Source organism: Solwaraspora sp. WMMD937 (assembly GCF_029581175.1).
GTDB lineage: Bacteria > Actinomycetota > Actinomycetes > Mycobacteriales > Micromonosporaceae > Micromonospora_E.
Map to the genome: position 1 here is coordinate 6,286,997 of NZ_CP120738.1, position 16,225 is coordinate 6,303,221.

The 16,225-nt window shown below is 70.5% G+C and carries 17 protein-coding genes; 8 read left to right on the plus strand and 9 right to left on the minus strand.

Annotated features, from left to right (window positions below):
* Positions 1-9 precede the first annotated feature (9 nt).
* Positions 10-633, minus strand: coding sequence for a GNAT family N-acetyltransferase (locus O7621_RS27780; RefSeq protein ID WP_282231940.1), 624 nt, complete (start codon positions 631-633; stop codon positions 10-12).
* Positions 634-1,110: 477 nt separating this feature from the next.
* Here O7621_RS27780 and O7621_RS27785 point away from each other — a divergent pair, with 477 nt between their 5' ends.
* From O7621_RS27785 to O7621_RS27795, 3 genes are all read left to right on the plus strand, one after another.
* The gene (locus O7621_RS27785) at positions 1,111-2,367 is read left to right on the plus strand and encodes a helix-turn-helix transcriptional regulator (protein WP_282231941.1); all 1,257 of its coding nucleotides are present in this window, start codon (positions 1,111-1,113) and stop codon (positions 2,365-2,367) included.
* Position 2,368: 1 nt separating this feature from the next.
* Entirely contained in the window at positions 2,369-2,842 is a 474-nt protein-coding gene (locus O7621_RS27790; RefSeq protein WP_282231942.1) for a hypothetical protein, read from the plus strand.
* Between the two features lie 296 nt (positions 2,843-3,138).
* Complete coding sequence (locus tag O7621_RS27795) at positions 3,139-4,173, plus strand: NAD(P)-dependent alcohol dehydrogenase (protein WP_282231943.1); 1,035 nt, start codon at positions 3,139-3,141, stop codon at positions 4,171-4,173.
* A gap of 41 nt (positions 4,174-4,214) precedes the next feature.
* Here the strand turns inward: O7621_RS27795 and O7621_RS27800 are convergent, their stop codons facing one another.
* The 3 genes from O7621_RS27800 to O7621_RS27810 are packed head-to-tail and all read right to left on the minus strand — an operon-like array spanning position 4,215 to position 6,452.
* Positions 4,215-4,634 (minus strand): DUF5130 family protein, encoded by a 420-nt coding sequence (locus O7621_RS27800; protein WP_278170924.1) that lies wholly within the window; start codon positions 4,632-4,634, stop codon positions 4,215-4,217.
* Positions 4,621-4,911 (minus strand): hypothetical protein, encoded by a 291-nt coding sequence (locus O7621_RS27805; protein WP_282231944.1) that lies wholly within the window; start codon positions 4,909-4,911, stop codon positions 4,621-4,623. The genes O7621_RS27800 and O7621_RS27805 overlap by 14 nt, the downstream gene beginning before the upstream one ends.
* Positions 4,912-4,943: 32 nt before the next feature.
* Positions 4,944-6,452 carry an amidase gene (locus O7621_RS27810; RefSeq protein WP_282231945.1) on the minus strand — a complete coding sequence of 503 codons (1,509 nt, stop codon included), beginning with the start codon at positions 6,450-6,452 and terminating at the stop codon, positions 4,944-4,946.
* A 204-nt stretch (positions 6,453-6,656) separates the two neighbouring features.
* Between O7621_RS27810 and O7621_RS27815 the strand changes: the two genes are divergently transcribed.
* Together O7621_RS27815 and O7621_RS27820 are read left to right on the plus strand one after the other, a co-directional pair.
* Positions 6,657-7,184: a hypothetical protein gene (locus tag O7621_RS27815; protein WP_282231946.1), complete on the plus strand. Its 528-nt coding sequence runs from the start codon at positions 6,657-6,659 to the stop codon at positions 7,182-7,184.
* 15 nt (positions 7,185-7,199) lie between these two features.
* Positions 7,200-8,273 (plus strand): class F sortase, encoded by a 1,074-nt coding sequence (locus tag O7621_RS27820; RefSeq protein WP_282231947.1) that lies wholly within the window; start codon positions 7,200-7,202, stop codon positions 8,271-8,273.
* Positions 8,274-8,329: 56 nt separating this feature from the next.
* Here O7621_RS27820 and O7621_RS27825 read toward each other — a convergent pair whose 3' ends face one another.
* Positions 8,330-8,866, minus strand: a complete 537-nt coding sequence (locus O7621_RS27825; protein WP_278170929.1) for an HNH endonuclease — start codon at positions 8,864-8,866, stop codon at positions 8,330-8,332.
* Positions 8,867-9,253: 387 nt separating this feature from the next.
* Here O7621_RS27825 and O7621_RS27830 point away from each other — a divergent pair, with 387 nt between their 5' ends.
* From O7621_RS27830 to O7621_RS27840, 3 genes are all read left to right on the plus strand, one after another.
* Entirely contained in the window at positions 9,254-10,234 is a 981-nt protein-coding gene (locus O7621_RS27830) for a mechanosensitive ion channel family protein (protein WP_282234764.1), read from the plus strand.
* Between the two features lie 266 nt (positions 10,235-10,500).
* Complete coding sequence (locus tag O7621_RS27835; protein ID WP_282231948.1) at positions 10,501-11,874, plus strand: MFS transporter; 1,374 nt, start codon at positions 10,501-10,503, stop codon at positions 11,872-11,874.
* A gap of 19 nt (positions 11,875-11,893) precedes the next feature.
* Entirely contained in the window at positions 11,894-12,424 is a 531-nt protein-coding gene (locus tag O7621_RS27840) for a globin (RefSeq protein WP_282231949.1), read from the plus strand.
* Positions 12,425-12,431: 7 nt separating this feature from the next.
* Here O7621_RS27840 and O7621_RS27845 read toward each other — a convergent pair whose 3' ends face one another.
* From O7621_RS27845 to ettA, 4 genes are all read right to left on the minus strand, one after another.
* Entirely contained in the window at positions 12,432-13,070 is a 639-nt protein-coding gene (locus O7621_RS27845; RefSeq protein ID WP_282231950.1) for a YbjN domain-containing protein, read from the minus strand.
* Positions 13,071-13,199: 129 nt separating this feature from the next.
* On the minus strand, positions 13,200-13,970 hold the full coding sequence (locus tag O7621_RS27850; protein WP_282231951.1) for a hypothetical protein: 771 nt from the start codon (positions 13,968-13,970) through the stop codon (positions 13,200-13,202).
* Positions 13,970-14,392: a thioesterase family protein gene (locus O7621_RS27855; RefSeq protein ID WP_282234765.1), complete on the minus strand. Its 423-nt coding sequence runs from the start codon at positions 14,390-14,392 to the stop codon at positions 13,970-13,972. Before O7621_RS27855 ends, O7621_RS27850 begins: the two co-directional genes overlap by 1 nt.
* Positions 14,393-14,474: 82 nt before the next feature.
* On the minus strand, positions 14,475-16,151 hold the full coding sequence (gene ettA / locus O7621_RS27860) for an energy-dependent translational throttle protein EttA (RefSeq protein WP_282231952.1): 1,677 nt from the start codon (positions 16,149-16,151) through the stop codon (positions 14,475-14,477).
* Between the last annotated feature and the right edge of the window lie 74 nt (positions 16,152-16,225).

Consider the following 16,225-nt stretch of genomic DNA (forward strand, 5'->3'; position numbering starts at 1 on the left):
GTCACCTGGTCAGCCGACGCGCAGTGCGGCGGTCATGGGTGGTTGGTCTGGTGGTGCGCCGCCCCGGCGCATCGCCCACAGCGGCGGGCCACCGGCCGGCAGGTACGCCACCCGGACGATCCGGTAGCCGTTGCGCAGGTGGAACGCCTGGGAGCGTGGGCTACTCGCCTCGACCACCGCCGGCATGCCGATCCGGTCCAGCCGGGCGTGATGCGCGGCGAGTAGCGCCGATCCGATGCCCTGGCGTCTCAGCCAGGGTGCGGCGGCCAGGAACGCCAGATGATGATGCCGGCCAGTCGCTTCCAGCCGGCCGGCGGTGAAGGTGTAGTGCGCGTACGGGCCGTGCCGGTCACCGCAGGCCCGCAACCGCCGCCGCTGATACTCCGCCCCGAGCAGCCGATCGAACGGGTGCGGGTACCAGATCGCGACCCCGTCGCAGTGCCCGACCACGTCGACGATGCCATGCCGGACGCCGAACTCCAGCTCGGCGGTGAAGAACTGGTGCATCGTCAGGTAGCGCAGTGCGTGATCATTGATCAGCCAGGCCACCACCGGATCCAGCACACACGACTGCGCCAACAACTCGGCCAGGGGTTCGACGTCGGCGGCCGTGGCCGGCCGTACGGTCAGCATGGCCGCCACGTCCACAGCAGGAACCGGTCGAACAACTCCGCCGCCGTGACGTCGGGCAGGTCGAACGCCGCCCCGGTCATCCGCTCGACCACTCAGACACCACCGCTGCTTCAACCGGAACGTGAAGAAGCCGACGCACAACCCACCCAGCGCCGCCAACACGACTCCCACCAAGGTCAACACTCCTGGTCCTCCCATCCACGCCGATGTAGTCGTGCTCCGCCCGGCGCGCTCTTGAGCGTTTGGGTAATTCCTGTCACGAAACGCGACGACCCGCAGCTTTGCGATCACGGATAGTCAGCGCCACTCACGCCGGCATAGGGGCCAAGATCTATACCTCCAGGCATACGCCTGGGACGACGAGACGGCATAGTAGAGGGGTCCAGTTCGCTCCCCGGGCTGGACGGATGCCCAGCAGGCACGGAGGGCCGTAGATGCAAGAACTGGTTCAACGCCAAGCTGCGCAGGCATAAGCAGATGATCAAACTGCCGCCCGAGGTCCTGGATCGCGCAGATGTTCGCCAGGCGTTGAGAGCCGGCGACTGGGCGACCGTCCTGCAGGTCGTCACGGCAGAAGCTCGGGTGTCGCAGACGGAGATTGCGCAAGCTGTCGGCATATCGCAGCCCCATGTCTCTCGGCTGCTCAGCGGACGGAGCCGAGATCCAGGGCTTCGCACCGTACGGGCGCTCTGCGATGGTTTGGGGATACCTCGATCCCTGGCCGGCTTGCTAAGTGAACAGGAGGATGACACGAACCGCCGCCAATTCGTCGCCGCAGCGGCAGCGGCCACAGGGGTTACGCTGATCGGCACTGCCGCAGGAGATGTTCCCCTCGAATCACGCGACGACGAACAACTGCTGACTATCCCCTCGACCACCTACCGCAGGTTGGAGCAGCGACTGCCTGCACGCAGCCTCCTTCCACCTGTCAGCGCGCACCTCGCGCTCACCCGCCAACTCGCATCGCGGAATGAACGCTCACCTGCACATACCCGTCAGCTTTACTCGGTGCTCAGCGAAACCGCGGGGCTGACCGCCTGGTTGTACGTCGATGTCGACGATCAAGCCGGTGCCCGCCGCCACTACAAGCTGGCGGTCCATGCGGCGGAGCGGTCAGGACACCCACTGCTACTTGCGTACATGCGGGCCAGCCTGGGCCAGTTTGCGGCAAACTGCGGCGACGCACACGACGCAATCCGGCTTGTTGCCTCCGCCAGGCATGCCCTACCTCGCTCAGCTCCCACTATCTCCACGATTTGGATAGACGCGATCGAGTCGCTTGCACTCGCCGAGGCCGGCGACAAGAAGGCAATTTTCCTGTTAGGCCAGGCCGATGATCGGCTAGCGAAGTCTCGGAACGATGAACCCATCTGGCCTTGGATTTTCCGCTTCGATCACCAAAAACTAGCATCGTTTCGAGCGCAGGTCGCAAGCAAATTGAATCAGCCAAGCGCCGCCAGCCAAGCGCTTTCCATTGCAGCCAGTGGTCCAGCTCAGAGCCCGAAAGCAAAGGCCCTTTCCGACGTCCTTCAAGCAGAGATCCTGGCAAAGTCCGGACACCTCGACGAGGCTTGTAACATCGCCTGCCAGGCTTTCGACGCAGGCAAGAAATACGAGTCAGAGAAGATCCTCCAATCAGTAGCTCGATTCCGCAAAAACCTAGGAGGACAGACAGGGAAACTGACACTCAGTCTCGATGAGCGACTTTACAGCAGATACCAGGAGGATCGATAAGTTGCGGATCGCTATCACCGGGCATCGCGGGCTCAACGACAAAGTAACAGCCAAGGTCATCAAAGCTATCGACGACAAGTTGTCCCTGGTTCAGGGGGAAATCGTCGGCGTCACCTGCCTCGCTGACGGGGCGGATCAACTCTTCGCTGAGGCGGTGCTCCGGCACGGCGGTCGGCTTGAAGTCGTCGTACCCGCCCGGGAGTACCGCGACGGCCTGCCCGAGACCGCCCACGCCACGTACGACAAGCTGATCAGTCAAGCCGCGACGGTCCACCGCTGCGACTACCGCACCTCCGACTCGGACGCCCACATGGCGGCCAGCAGGTTGATGGTCGACAACTCGGATCGGCTCTTCGCCGTATGGGACGGCATGCCCGCCCGAGGATACGGCGGCACCGCCGACGTCGTCGCCTACGCCGAAACCAACGGCATCCCGGTAACAGTCATCTGGCCTCCTGGTGCCCGCCGTGACTGACCTACCCCGCGGGCCGGGCGTGGGCCGGGCTGCATGCAGCGGCGACCACCAGAAGCGAGGAAGCTTAGACGCAATGTCACCCCGCCTGGCGGGGAGTACCGGTCGAGCTTGATGCCAGAGATGCATCAAGATGCACCTGCGGCATCACGTCCCCGGAGCGCCATCAGGTTCCCCGAAGCAAGCCCGAGCACGTCGCTGGCTGCCGGCCGGGCCTCCGCATGCGGCGGTTCAGCCGCAGGGGGTGATCCGGGGCGGTTCGGCGGACGCGATGCGCGGACCTGGCCGACGCTGTGGGCATGCGTGCCATCCAACTCACCGCGCCCGGCACCCTCGAACTCGTCGACGTGCCGACACCGAAGCCCGGCCCGGGCGAGATCCTGCTGGCCACGGTGGCGGTCGGCGCCTGCCACTCGGACCTGCACATCCTCGACGCGCCCGCCGGGGTCTTCCCGACCCCGATGACCATCGGCCACGAGATCGCCGGCCGGGTCGCCCAGCTCGGTCCGGGGGTCACCGGATGGGCCGAAGGGGACACCGCGGCGGTGTACGGGATCATCGGCTGCGGGCGCTGCCGGGCCTGCCTGCGCGGGCTGGAGAACCAGTGCCGCACCGTACCGGTCGGCGGGGTCGGCATCAGCCGCGACGGCGGACTCGCCGACCACGTGGTGGTGCCGGCGGACCGGCTGCTGCCGCTCGGCGGGCTCGACCCGGTACAGGCGGCACCGCTGACCGACGCCGGGCTCACCCCGTACCATGCGATCTCCCTCAGCCGCGATGCGCTGCGGCCCGGCACCCACGCGGTGGTGATCGGCGTCGGCGGCCTCGGCCACATGGCGGTGCAGATCCTGGCGGTGACCACCGCCGTCACGATCATCGCGGTGGACACCAGCGACGCCGCGCTGCGGCTGGCCAAACGGATGGGCGCGCACCACACCGTGCCGGCCGGTCCGGCGGCGGTCGACCAGATCCGTGAGCTCACCGGCCCGGCCCCGGACGGCGCCGACGTGGTGCTCGACTTCGTCTGCGTGGACGCCACCCTGGACACCGCCCGGCAGGTGGTGTCCACCGGCGGTCACCTGACGATGGTCGGCCTGGGCGGCGGCACGCTGCGGATCGCGGCGACCGTCGAAGGCCCGCCGCCGGTGCCGATGGAGACCAGCGCGGTCATCCCGTTCTGGGGCACCCGCGCCGAGCTGGCCGAGGTGATCGCCCTCGGTCGCCAGGGTCTGCTCCGCGCCGAGGTGCAGACCTTTCCGCTGGCCGAGGCGGTGCAGGCGTACCAGCAGTTGCGGGACGGGAAGATCCACGGCCGCGCCGTGCTGGTCCCCTGACCAGGCGACGGTGACTGGGAGATCCGGTAAGGCTGGATCTGTCAGGCGCGGCCGGCCCGGGACGCCAGCTGGTCGATCCCGCTGACCAGGCCGCCGGCCAGGTCACCGCCGCCGAAAGACGCCACCATGGACAGCGCGGCGAGCTTCGCGTCCCGGTCCGGGATCCGCTTACGGGCCTCGGCGCCGGTGACGACCTCCAGCACCCGCTGATTCGGCGACACGGCGATGAGCACCGCGTCGTCCGGGTCGGTGAGCTGCCGGTGCAGCGTCACCGCGTACTCCCGGGTCGGCTCCTCCAGCTCGCCGACGTAGATGCTGAACGCCAGTCCGGTGGCCGAGTCGGCCAGCCGCAACGCCTCGTCGAGCCGGAGCAGCTGCCGGGTGCCGAACGGCCCCGGCAGGGTAGCGCTCGTCCGGGTGGACTCGCTGGACTGCTCGTGGGCCTGCTCACCAACGGTCACTTGCGCCTCCCGTCGCGCCCGGACGCGGCTGCCCGCCGCCGAGGTCGGCCGACTCGATCGCCGTCGGCTCGGTGCCGGCCGGCAGCGCCGCCGCCGGGGTCCCGGTCGACCGGTCGCCGGACGAGACGTACCAGACCGGGCTGAAGTCGAACTGCCGGCCGGGCCGGTAGCGGCGGTCCGCGCCGCCACGCCCGCCGATCATCGCCAGACCGGCTACCACGAGCACGATGACCGCCGGGATCACGACGAAGAAGAGCACCGTGTTGGTAACAGACAATCTCAACGCCCCCCGGCATCGGTTCAAGGGACTCAGCGGATGTCTGGAGTGGTGGACCTGGCCACACCGCCAGCCCGTTCCGGCTCAGACGCCTTCACGGTAGCGGAGGGCCCGGCCCGCCAGATCTCCGGGTGCCGACCGGGCCAGCCGGTCCGCTCCTCCAGCTGAGCGGCCGCGGCCAGCACGGTGGCGTCCGCGCCACCGCAGCCGGTCAGCAGAACCCCCACCGGCTGCCCGGCCGTACTCTGCGCCACCGGGACGGACACCGACGGTTGCCCAGTGACGTTGAACACCGCACAGTACGGCGAGAAGCGCCGCTGCCGGTCGAAGTCCTCGGCCGGGTCACCCGTTTCGGTGAACCAGCCGACCGGGGCCTGCGGAGCGCTCAACGTCGGGCACAGCAGCAGATCCAGCCCGACCACCGCGTGCATCGCCCGGCGTACCTGGACCTGCAGCTCGGCCAGGGTGGCGACCAGCGTCGCGGCGCTGACCGCGTTGCCCCGGCGACGCAGCAGCCGGGTCAACGGCAGCAGCCGCGCCTCTCGTTCCGGTGGCACCGGGGCCAGCGCGAGCACGTACCAGACGGTCTCGAACAGCGGCCACAGGTCCGGGCCGAGCGGCGCCGGGACGTCGACCACCTCGTGGCCGGCGTCGGCGAGCAGCGCGGCCGCCGTGTCCACCGCTGCCAGGCAGTCCGGATGCACCGGTTCGTCGGCGAGCATCGGGGTGGTGAACCGGCCGATCCGCAGCCGGCCGGGGTCCGCGCGACGGGCCGCCGCCAGATAGCCGCCGGGCGGCGGTGGCGGTGCCAGGTACGGCTCACCGGGCACCGGCACCGCGATCGCGTCGAGCATCGCGGCCGCATCGGCGACGGTCCGGGCGATCGGTCCGTGGCTGGGCAGACCGAACCCGCCGGCACCGAGCGGGCCGCCGGAGACGACCCCCCGGGTGGGCTTGTAGCCGACCAGGCCGCAGAGGGCGGCCGGGATCCGGCACGAACCGCCGCCGTCCGAGCCCTGCGCGAACGGCACCAGCCCGGCGGCCACCGCCGCCGCCGCTCCCCCGCTGGAGCCGCCGGCGGTGCAGGCCAGGTCCCACGGGTTACGCGCCGGCGGTGCCACCTCCCCTTCGGTGTAGAGCGAGCAGCCCAGCTCGGCGGCGGTGGTCTTGCCGAGGCTGACGGTGCCGGCGGCACGCAGCAGGCGGACCACGTCCGCGTCGACGCTCGGCACGTAGTCGGCGAACGCCGCCGAGCCGAAGGTGGTCCGGACCCCGGCGGTGAGAGTGAGGTCCTTGATCGCCACCGGTACGCCGTACAGCGGGCCGGGGTGCTGCCGGGTCCGGGTGCCCGACGGGACCCGGTCGAGGGCGTGGGCCTGCTCCCGGGCGTGGTCGGCGGTGACCGTGACGAATGCCCCGACGGTGTCCGAGTGGGCGTCGATCCGGGCCAGGTAGTGCTCGACGATCTCGGTGCCGCTCAGCTCGCCCCGGCGGATCGCGGCGGCCTGCTCCAACGCGGTCAGATCATGGATCTGCGACATTGACCGATCCTGGCAGGTCGCCCGTTGGCCGCAGCGGCCAGGTACGGGCGACCTGACCGGGCGCTGGTTCACCCGGGAGAGGGAGGCATAGCCGGCGCCGGGACGGGAAGTCGGACCAGCGGACTCCGGCCGTCGGCACGGCACACCGGTCGCCGCCGACGCAGCCGGCATACCGGCCGGCCGGAGCGTAGTCGGGGGGAGATCATGCCAGGAGTGAGCCATCCGGTCCGCACGCTGGCCGGGCTCGCCGCCGCCGTGCTGATCGGCACGGTGGCGGCCGGGGTCGACGCGTCGCCGGCGTACGCGGGCAGCACCTACGTGGAGGCCGATCCGAGCACCGTGAACGCCGGTGGCCGGGTGACCATCCGGGCCAGCTGCGGGGATGACAACACCAGCCAGGCGACGGTCGAGTCGGACGCGTTCGGGCGGGTGATCGTGATGCCGGACCAGGATGTGCTGACCGGCCAGGTGACGGTGCCCGGCAGCAAGCGTCCCGGGCGCTACCCGGTGGACCTGCAGTGTCAGAACGGGAACACGGCGACAACCACTCTGACCGTGACCGGCACTGCGCACCCGACCAGAGGCCCGGACGCCGGAGGCGGCGGCACCGCGTCGGCCAGCGCCGGCTCCGGCGGCTCGGCCTTGCTGGTCGGCGGTATCGCCGCGATCGGACTGGGCGCCGGGATCGGGCTGTTCGCGATGCGCCGTCGACGCGCCGGCTCCGGCGCGTAGCCAGCGGGCGGCCAGATGGTCCGTCCTACCCCGGCTGGCGGCCGCCCGGGCGGCTGGGTACTGCCGTTCCTGACCCAGGTAACGGCGGCGGGTACCACGGCGCACACGGTGGCGCCCCGGGTCTCGACCTACGGTCAGCCGAGGCCGACACCGCCAGATCGGCCGACGGACGAAGTGGGGGATCCGCCGGCCGACGGGTTGGCGGATCAGCCGACGGTCGGGGCGGCGTACCCGGCGATCCCCGGCACGGCCCGCGGGGTGGCCCGTGCCCCGCTGCGTGGGGTGGCCGCGGTGCCGGGTGCCGCCGGTCACCGCGGCGTCAACGGGCCCGCCGCCAACCGTCGTGCACCGCACGGCCCACCCCGGCAACGGCGGGGCTGGCCCGGGTTCGGGTCGCTGCGCCCGGGTCGACGCCGGGCCGAGACGGCTGCCGCTCAACGGGCGGCGGTGGGTGGCTACCGGGGACGTCCGGACGCGCCGTCACGGTGGAGTCCGGTCGCGCTGGTGCTGATCGTGTCGGGCGTCTTCGTCGCCGGGTTCGGCTTCGAACGGGTGACCGGCACCCCGCTCGGGCAGTGGCTGCCCGGAGCACACCGCGCGACGCCCGAGACACACCCGCCGTTGGGTGCCAGCGACCCGGTCAGCCTCGCAATCCCGGCGTTGCACCTGCAGGCCGCGGTGCACGACGTCGGGTTGACCGAGGACGGCACGATCGCGGTTCCGGAACTGAACCGGCACAACGAGGCCGGCTGGTACGTGGCCAGCCCGACGCCGGGTGAGAACGGCCCGGCGGTCATCGTCGGCCACGTCGACACCAGTACCGGTCCGTCGGTGTTCCACCGGGCCGCCACGCTGCACTCGGGCGCGCAGATCCAGGTCCGCCGGATGGACCGGTCGGTGGCGCTGTTCGAGGTCACCTCGGTAGAGCAGTTCGACAAGTCGTCCCTGCCGGTGGACCGGGTGTACGACGACTTCAGTCACCCCGGGCTGCGCCTGATCACCTGCGGTGGTCAGTGGGTCGGTGGTTCCACCGGGTACGCGGACAACGTCGTCGTCTTCGCATCACTGGTCGGAGCCGAGCACGGCTGACCTCCGCAGCCGGCTCGGGCGGAGGACCGGCCTGCTCAGGACAGCGCCTAGCCGGCTCAGGCGGCGGCTTCGGATTCGGACAGGTCGAGCCAGTCGGCCCAGCGCGGATCCGGCGCACGGTGCCCGAGCACCCGCCAGGCGGTGCCCTTCGGGGCGGCCGGCGGGGACGGCAGCCGCCAGCCCAGCTCGGCCGGGGTCCGATCGCCCTTGCTGTGGTTGCAGCGGGCGCACGCCGCGACGACGTTCTCCCAGATGTGCCGGCCTCCACGGCTGCGGGGAAAGACATGGTCGATGGTCTCCGCCGGGCCCCGGCAGTACGCACACCGCCAGCCGTCGCGGGCGAAGATCGCCCGGCGGGAGAGGCCGACGTGCGTCCGGTAGGGCACCCGTACGTAGCGGGTGAGCCGCACCACCGACGGCACCGGCAGGCAGTGCCGGGCACTGTGCAGCATGCCCTCGCCGTCGGCGACGCAGACCGCCTTGGCGGACAGGACCAGGATCGCGGCCCGGCGTACGGATACGACACACAGCGGCTCATACGTCGCGTTGAGCACCAACGAACCGGAGCCCACCGTGGGTCGTATGTCAGGCATCCCGCTCACCCTCTCGGTTGTGTTCCCACCCGCTCCTAGTGCCGACTACGACTCGACGCGGACCGACGGTCGGACCGCGACCGGCGCTGGCGAATCGCCAGCGCCCGTGCGCCAATAGTCCCCGATAGATGACCTAAATGCACGTACTATTCGGGCCTGACCCCTCGGGCGTTCGGCCGAGGGCTGGTCGCTGGCCTGTTCCGCCTGGTCAGGCCGACAGTGTGGGTCGGCCGCCGACCGGGCAGGGCGGTACGGTACGAATTGACGGTGACCGCACGATCGCCCGCCCGCGCTGACACCGAGCCTCCCGACCCGGCGACCGGGGCAGCGGCGACCGACCCGCCGTACCAGTGGGCCCAACCGGAGCCGCAGCCCTCGGTGAGCCCGGTGTGCCCCGACGACGACCCGGTCTGCAGCCAGGTGCTCGACTGGACCGGGCTGCCGTGGCTGGCGGAGGGGAGCTTCTGGCTACTGGTCAAACCCCTGCGGATCGTGCTGATCATCGTGGTGGCGGTGGTGCTGCGGTACCTGCTGCACCGGGCCATCCACCGGCTGGTGACCAGTACCTCGACGGTCGCCGGGCCGACCATCCTGCGGCCGTTGCGGGAACGGACACCGCCGGCTGGGACATTGGTGATGCCGGAACGGCGGCGGCAACGCGCCGAGGCGATCGGCTCGGTGCTGCGCAGCACGGTGAGCGCGACCGTGTTCGGGATCGCCGTGCTGCTGGTGCTTGGCGAACTGAGCTTCAACCTGGCACCGCTGCTGGCCAGCGCCGGCATCGCCGGCATCGCGCTGGGTTTCGGGGCGCAGACCCTGGTGAAGGACTTGCTCGCCGGGCTGTTCATGCTGCTGGAGGATCAGTACGGCGTCGGCGACATCGTCGACCTGGGCGAGGCCACCGGCGTGGTCGAGGCGGTGGGTCTGCGGATCACCACGGTACGGGACGCCCGGGGCGTGCTCTGGTACATCCGCAACGGGGAGATCATCCGGGTCGGCAACAAGAGCCAGGGCTGGGCCATGGTGGTGGTCGACATGCCGATCGGCTTCGCCGACACCGAGCAGGCCACCGCGGTGCTGCGTACCGCCGCCCTGAGGGTGGCCGCCGACGAGGAGATGGCCGGTCACTTCGTGGAGCCGCCGGATGTGCTCGGCGTCGAGCAGGTCACGGTCGACGGCGCGGTGATCCGTACCGTCGCCAAGACCACCGCCGAGGGGCAGTTCGTGGTGGGCCGCGAGTTGCGCCGTCAACTGGCCGCGGCACTGCACACCTCCGGGATCTCGGCACAGATCGTGGCCGGGCGGATGTTCGTCACCCGTGGGTCGGGAGGTGGGCAGGAGGAGCCCGGCCAGGGCGGAACGACTTGACCGGTCACCGGGACGGCGTGTCCGAGTACCGGGACGACGTGTCCACCTCGGCCGACTAGCAGGGACTATGCACCGTATGGCGAAGTGGTTGTCATCCGAATGTTTAGTCGGAGTGACGACAAACCAGCCGTTCACACTAGCCAGATGTCACCCGATCGGGCATGATCCGGGACGAGTGTCATCGGAGTGTCACCACCACTTCGCTCAGCCGTACGTCCGGGACGTTCCCCGGTAGCACCCGCCACGAGCGGGTGCCGCCGAGAACGATGGAGGCGCCGTCCGTGTCCGACGAGGCACAAACCGCCGGGAGTCCGGCGACCTTCCGCGAGGTCTTCGCGGCGGATGAGTTCCGCTTTCTTTTTGTCTCGGTGGCGCTGTCCTGGATCGGCGACTACATCGCGAAGGCAGCGGTCACCGTCCTGGTCTACCGGGAGACGGAGTCGGTGGCCCTGTCGGCCGCCGCCTTCGCGGTCAGCTTCCTGCCCTGGTTGATCGGCGGCCCGCTGCTCACCACGGTCGCCGAGCGGCACCCGTACCACCGGGTGATGATCACCACCGATCTGATCCGGATGGCCCTGATCGCCGTGGTCGCCATCCCCGGCCTGCCGGTCTGGGCGATGATCAGCCTGCTGTTCTGCACCACCCTGGCGAATCCGCCGAACCAGGCCGCCCGGTCCGCGCTGATGCCCACCGTGCTGACCGGTGACCGGCTGATCGTGGGGCTGTCGCTGATCGCCAGCACCGGCCAGCTCGCCCAGGTCGGCGGCTACATCGCCGGCGCGGCGATCGCCTCCGTCAACCCACGGGCGGCGTTGCTGTTGAACGCGACCACCTTCGCCGTCTCGGCCCTGGTGATCCGGCTCGGGGTCCGGGCCCGGCCGGCGGCCACCACCCCGGACCGCCGTCAACACCTGCTCCGCGAGACCGCCGAGGGCTTCCAGCTGGTGTGGCGTACCGACGTGCTGCGGGCCATCGCGATCCTGGTCTGGACGGTCCCGCTGTTCGCCATCGTGCCGGAGGGGTTGGCCGCCGCTTGGGCGGCCGAGCCGGGGGTGTCCGACTCCGAGCGGGGTCTCGCCCAGGCGATGATCATGGCGGCGAGTCCGACCGGCTACATCGTCGGCGGGCTGCTGATCGGCCGGCTGGTCCGTCCAGGCCGCCGACGCAGACTGATCCGACCGTTCGCGGTGGTCGCCCCGCTGGCGCTGGTCCCCACTCTGCTCGACCCGTCTCCGCCGGTGGTGGCGGTGCTCGCCGGGATCTGCGGCTTCGCGGTGGCCGGTCTGCTGCCGGTGACCAACGGGCTGTTCGTCCAGGCGTTGCCGCACGGTTACCGGGCCCGCGCGTTCGGCGTGATCGCTACCGGCATCCAGGTCGGCCAGGGAGCCGCCGTGCTGGTCACCGGTTTGCTCGCCGACCGGTTCGACATCCCGACCGTGGTCGGGTTGTGGAGCCTGACCGGTGCGGTGGTGATCTCCCTGGCGCTGCTGCGGTGGCCGGCCGAGGAGCGCTTCGACGCGGCGATCGCCGCCGTCGCAGCCGCTCCCGGTGCCGCGACCGATGGTGGTGCGGCCAGTAACGGCAACCCTGTACCGCAGGCCCGTGACGCGCAGCAGGCCGACGAGGTCGGCAGCGCCTGAGCGCGCGCTGGCGCACATCATGCCCGCACCGTGCCGCACCGGGGACCGCCGGGCGCGGACCGGCTGGCAGGATGGAGTGGTGACAGCGTCAGATCCTGCCAACGGCCCGGCCGGCGCGACGCCCGCGGCCGGCGGTCCCGCCCCGACCTTCTTCGCCGCCATCGGCGGCGAGCCTGCCTTCCGCCAGCTCGTTGACGAGTTCTATGCCGGCGTCGCCACTGATCCGCTGCTCCGCCCGATGTATCCGGAGCAGGATCTGGGGCCGGCTACGGAGCGACTGACACTGTTCCTGATGCAGTACTGGGGCGGCCCCGGCACGTACTCCGAGCAGCGTGGGCACCCCCGGCTGCGGATGCGGCACGCACCGTTCCGGATCGGTCCGGCGGAGCGGGACGCCTGGTTGACCCACATGCGCCGGGCGGTCGACCGGCTGGACCTGCATCCGGAGCTCGCCGGGATGCTCTGGGACTACCTGGAGCGGGCCGCCTACTTCATGGTGAACGAGCTGGACCCGTCCGATCCGCCCCGGCGCGACCTGGCCGGCGGCTGACCGGCCGTCAGAGCAGGGCGCCCTCGTCGTGCAGCCAGTCGACGAAACTGGTCGCCACGGCCGCTCCGCAGTCCAGCAGCTCGACCAGCAGCGCGTCGTTGGCTCCGGCGGCGAGTGGGACCTGCAGCTCGGCGTAGATGGGCAACTGGCCACGGTCGGTGGGGTCGCCGACGTACGCCTTGCAGAACCGTCTGGTGTGGTTCCACTCGTTGACCACCCGGTAGGCACGGTCGGCCCAGTCGGGCGGCACGGTGGAGTGCGGTCGGGCGCGGACCACCAGGATCTCGTCCTCCGGCCCTTCGAGGGTGAACAGGACAGCGTGCCGCTCCCACATCGCCAGCAGGCTGCCGTCGCCGTCCGCGAGATACCGGATGTCCAACATGTCCAGTGCGGTGCCGATCCGGCGGAGGGTCACCGGCACCACCTGCGGCGATAATTCCTTGCCCGCCGCCGCGGCCGGCGACGGCATCGGGCAGGACGGCCCCGCAGATCTGGTCGGCCCGAGTTCGGTCGACGACCGGGGCGTCTGCTCCGGCGTTCGTGGCGCGGGCGGGCCAAGCCGGACACCGCTGTCCACTCCGGTCCTGCTTCGGGTATCCGGCTCACCACCATCTGCGTGACCGGAGCGCCACGACCACCATGGCATTATCCGCACCTCACTCCCCAGCGGATCCGGGTGCCTACGTTGCGTCGGATCCGAGGCCCGACGGTACCCGGATAGCCGTTCCTAGGCACCCCCCCAACGGACCCCCCGAACCAGAGGGATGAGGGAGCATCATACTTTCGGCTGAGTGATCGTCGGCGTGAGTGCAAGATTGTTAACTCTTTGTGTCCAGGCAACCCCGAACGGCGCATCAAGTGCTACCCAATTGCCTACTGTCCTGACCCGTACCACCGCTTGAGGTGGATCCACGGGGCTGCCCGGCAGGTCGGTCCGGTCCCGACAGTCGACCGGCTCCGGCCGACCGACCGGCTCCACAGTCGTGCCGAGGAAGCCCATCCGGGCCACCGCCTGCACCAGCCCTTGGCGGATCTCGATCCGCTCGCCGGTCGGACCGTCGTCGGTCACCACCACGGCCACGTGGTCGAGCAGGGCGTCCCGTACCGCCCGCTGGCCCACCGCCCGTCCACCGACGCCCTGCGTCTCGGCGGCCCGCAGGGTGCCGGCCGCCGCCACCGCGACCCGGCGCAGATCGGCCGCCGGCACCACCTCGACGGCCCGCGCCGGGCCGGGCGGCAACGGCCACCGCCACGCGCTGTCCCGGCGCGGCGGCAACCCGGTGGAGACCGCCGTCAGCCGGGCCAGCAGCTCCGCGGCGGACACCGTGGCGTCCCCCGGGCCGGGCCCCGCCACGGTCCGCTGCACCAGGACCGCCCACGGCAGGCGGGCCCAGAGCTCGGTGCGGTCCCGGCCGGCCGACCGCAGCCGCACCGGCGCGTCGGGGTCCAGTCGGACCAGCCGGGCCAGGAACGCGCCGGCGTCGGTCAGCCCGGTCAGCCGGTGACCGGCCGACGCCGGGTCAGCCCGGGGTGTACGGCTGGCCATCATGCCTCGGCGGCGTCGGCCGGTCGGACGTACGGCAGCAGGAAGGCCCGCTCCGCCTCGGTCAGCCGACGCGGCCGCCCCCGCTCCAGGTCGAACGGCACCAGCACCGAACGGGCCCGGCTGACCAGCAGGTCGCCGTCGAACATCTCGTAGGCGACCGTGAACCGCGACGGACGGACCTGTTCGATCCAGAGTTCGATCCGGACGGTCGGTGCCTGGTCGGCAGTAGACCGGCCCATCCGGTAGTCGACCGGGCGCAGGTAGTCGACCTCGTGCCGGTGGATCAGCACCCCGTCGGCGAACGAACCGACTCCCCAGGCCCGCCCGCCGGAGAACATCAACGCCACCCGGGCCTCCTCGTACAGCGTCAGGAACCGGGCGTTGTTGACGTGCCCGTACGCGTCGAGGTCGGACCAGCGCAGCGCAGCGTGGAACGTGTAGCGCTGGCCACCGCCGGCGGCCGGGACCTCGCCGGTCGTCGGCGAGGCCCCGGCCAGTGCCGCATCAGTCACGGGTCAGCTTGCGGTAGGTCACCCGGTGCGGCCGGGCCGCTTCCGCGCCGAGCCGGTCGATCTTGTTTTTCTCGTACGCCTCGAAGTTGCCCTCGAACCAGAACCACTTCGCGGGGTTGGTGTCGTCGCCCTCCCAGGCCAGGATGTGCGTGGCGACCCGGTCCAGGAACATCCGGTCGTGGGAGATGACCACGGCGCACCCCGGGAACTCCAGCAACGCGTTCTCCAGGCTGGACAGCGTCTCCACGTCGAGGTCGTTGGTCGGCTCGTCGAGCAGGATGACGTTGCCGCCGATCTTCAGGGTGAGCGCCAGGTTGAGCCGGTTACGTTCACCACCGGACAGCACCTTTGTCGGCTTCTGCTGATCCGGTCCCTTGAAGCCGAACGCGGCCACGTACGCCCGGGACGGCATCTCCACCTTGCCGACCATCAGGTGGTCCAGCCCGTCGGAGACCACCTCCCAGACCGTCTTGCTGCTGTCCAGGCCGGAGCGGTTCTGGTCGACGTACGACAGCTCCACGGTCTCGCCGACCCGGACCTGGCCGCTGTCCGGCTGCTCCAGCCCGACGATCGTCTTGAACAGCGTGGTCTTACCGACGCCGTTCGGACCGATGATGCCGACGATGCCGTTGCGCGGCAGCGAGAAGCTCAGGTCGTCGATGAGGACCCGGTCGCCGAAGCCCTTCTTCAGGCTCACCGCCTCGATGACGGTGTTACCCAGCCGCGGCCCCGGCGGGATCTGGATCTCCTCAAAGTCCAGCTTGCGGGTCTTCTCCGCTTCGCTGGCCATCTCCTCGTAGCGGTCCAGCCGGGCCCGGGACTTGGTCTGGCGCGCCTTGGCGTTGGACCGGACCCATTCCAGCTCCTCGCCGAGGCGCTTCTTCAGCTTTGCGTCGCGACGACCCTCGACCGCCAACCGGGCGGCCTTCTTCTCCAGGTACGTGGAGTAGTTGCCCTCGTACGGATAGGTCCGGCCGCGGTCCAGCTCGAGAATCCAGTTGGCGACGTTGTCCAGGAAGTAGCGGTCGTGGGTGATCGCCATGACGGTGCCGGCGTACTTGGCCAGGTGCTGCTCCAGCCAGTGCACGCTCTCCGCGTCCAGGTGGTTGGTGGGCTCGTCGAGCAGCAGCAGGTCCGGTGCCTCGAGCAGCAGTTTGCACAGCGCGACGCGACGCCGTTCACCGCCGGAGAGCTGGGTCACCTCGGCGTCCGGTGGCGGGCAGCGCAACGCGTCCATCGCGAGTTCGAGCTTGGAGTCGATGTCCCAGGCGTCCGCGTGGTCCAGCTCCTCCTGCAGCTGACCCATCTCGGTCATCAGCTCGTCGGAGTAGTCGGTGGCCATCTGCTCGGCGATCTTGTTGAACCGCTCCAGCTTCGCCTTGGTCTCGGCGACCGCCTCCTCGATGTTGCCGAGCACCGTCTTCGCGTCGTTGAGCGGCGGTTCCTGGGCGAGCATGCCGACGGTGTAGCCGGGCATCAGCCGGGCATCGCCGTTGCTCGGCCGGTCCATGCCCGCCATGATCTTCAGCAGGCTGGACTTGCCGGCGCCGTTCGGGCCGACCACACCGATCTTGGCACCCGGCAGGAAGTTGAGCGTCACGTTGTCCAGCACGACCTTGTCGCCGTGCGCCTTGCGCGCCTTTTCCAGGACGTAGATGAACTGGGCCACGGTGCGGCCTACCTCCAGAACTCTCGTGGGACCCGTCAGTACGGGCAGGTCACGACCCCGCGTACCGGCCGCCG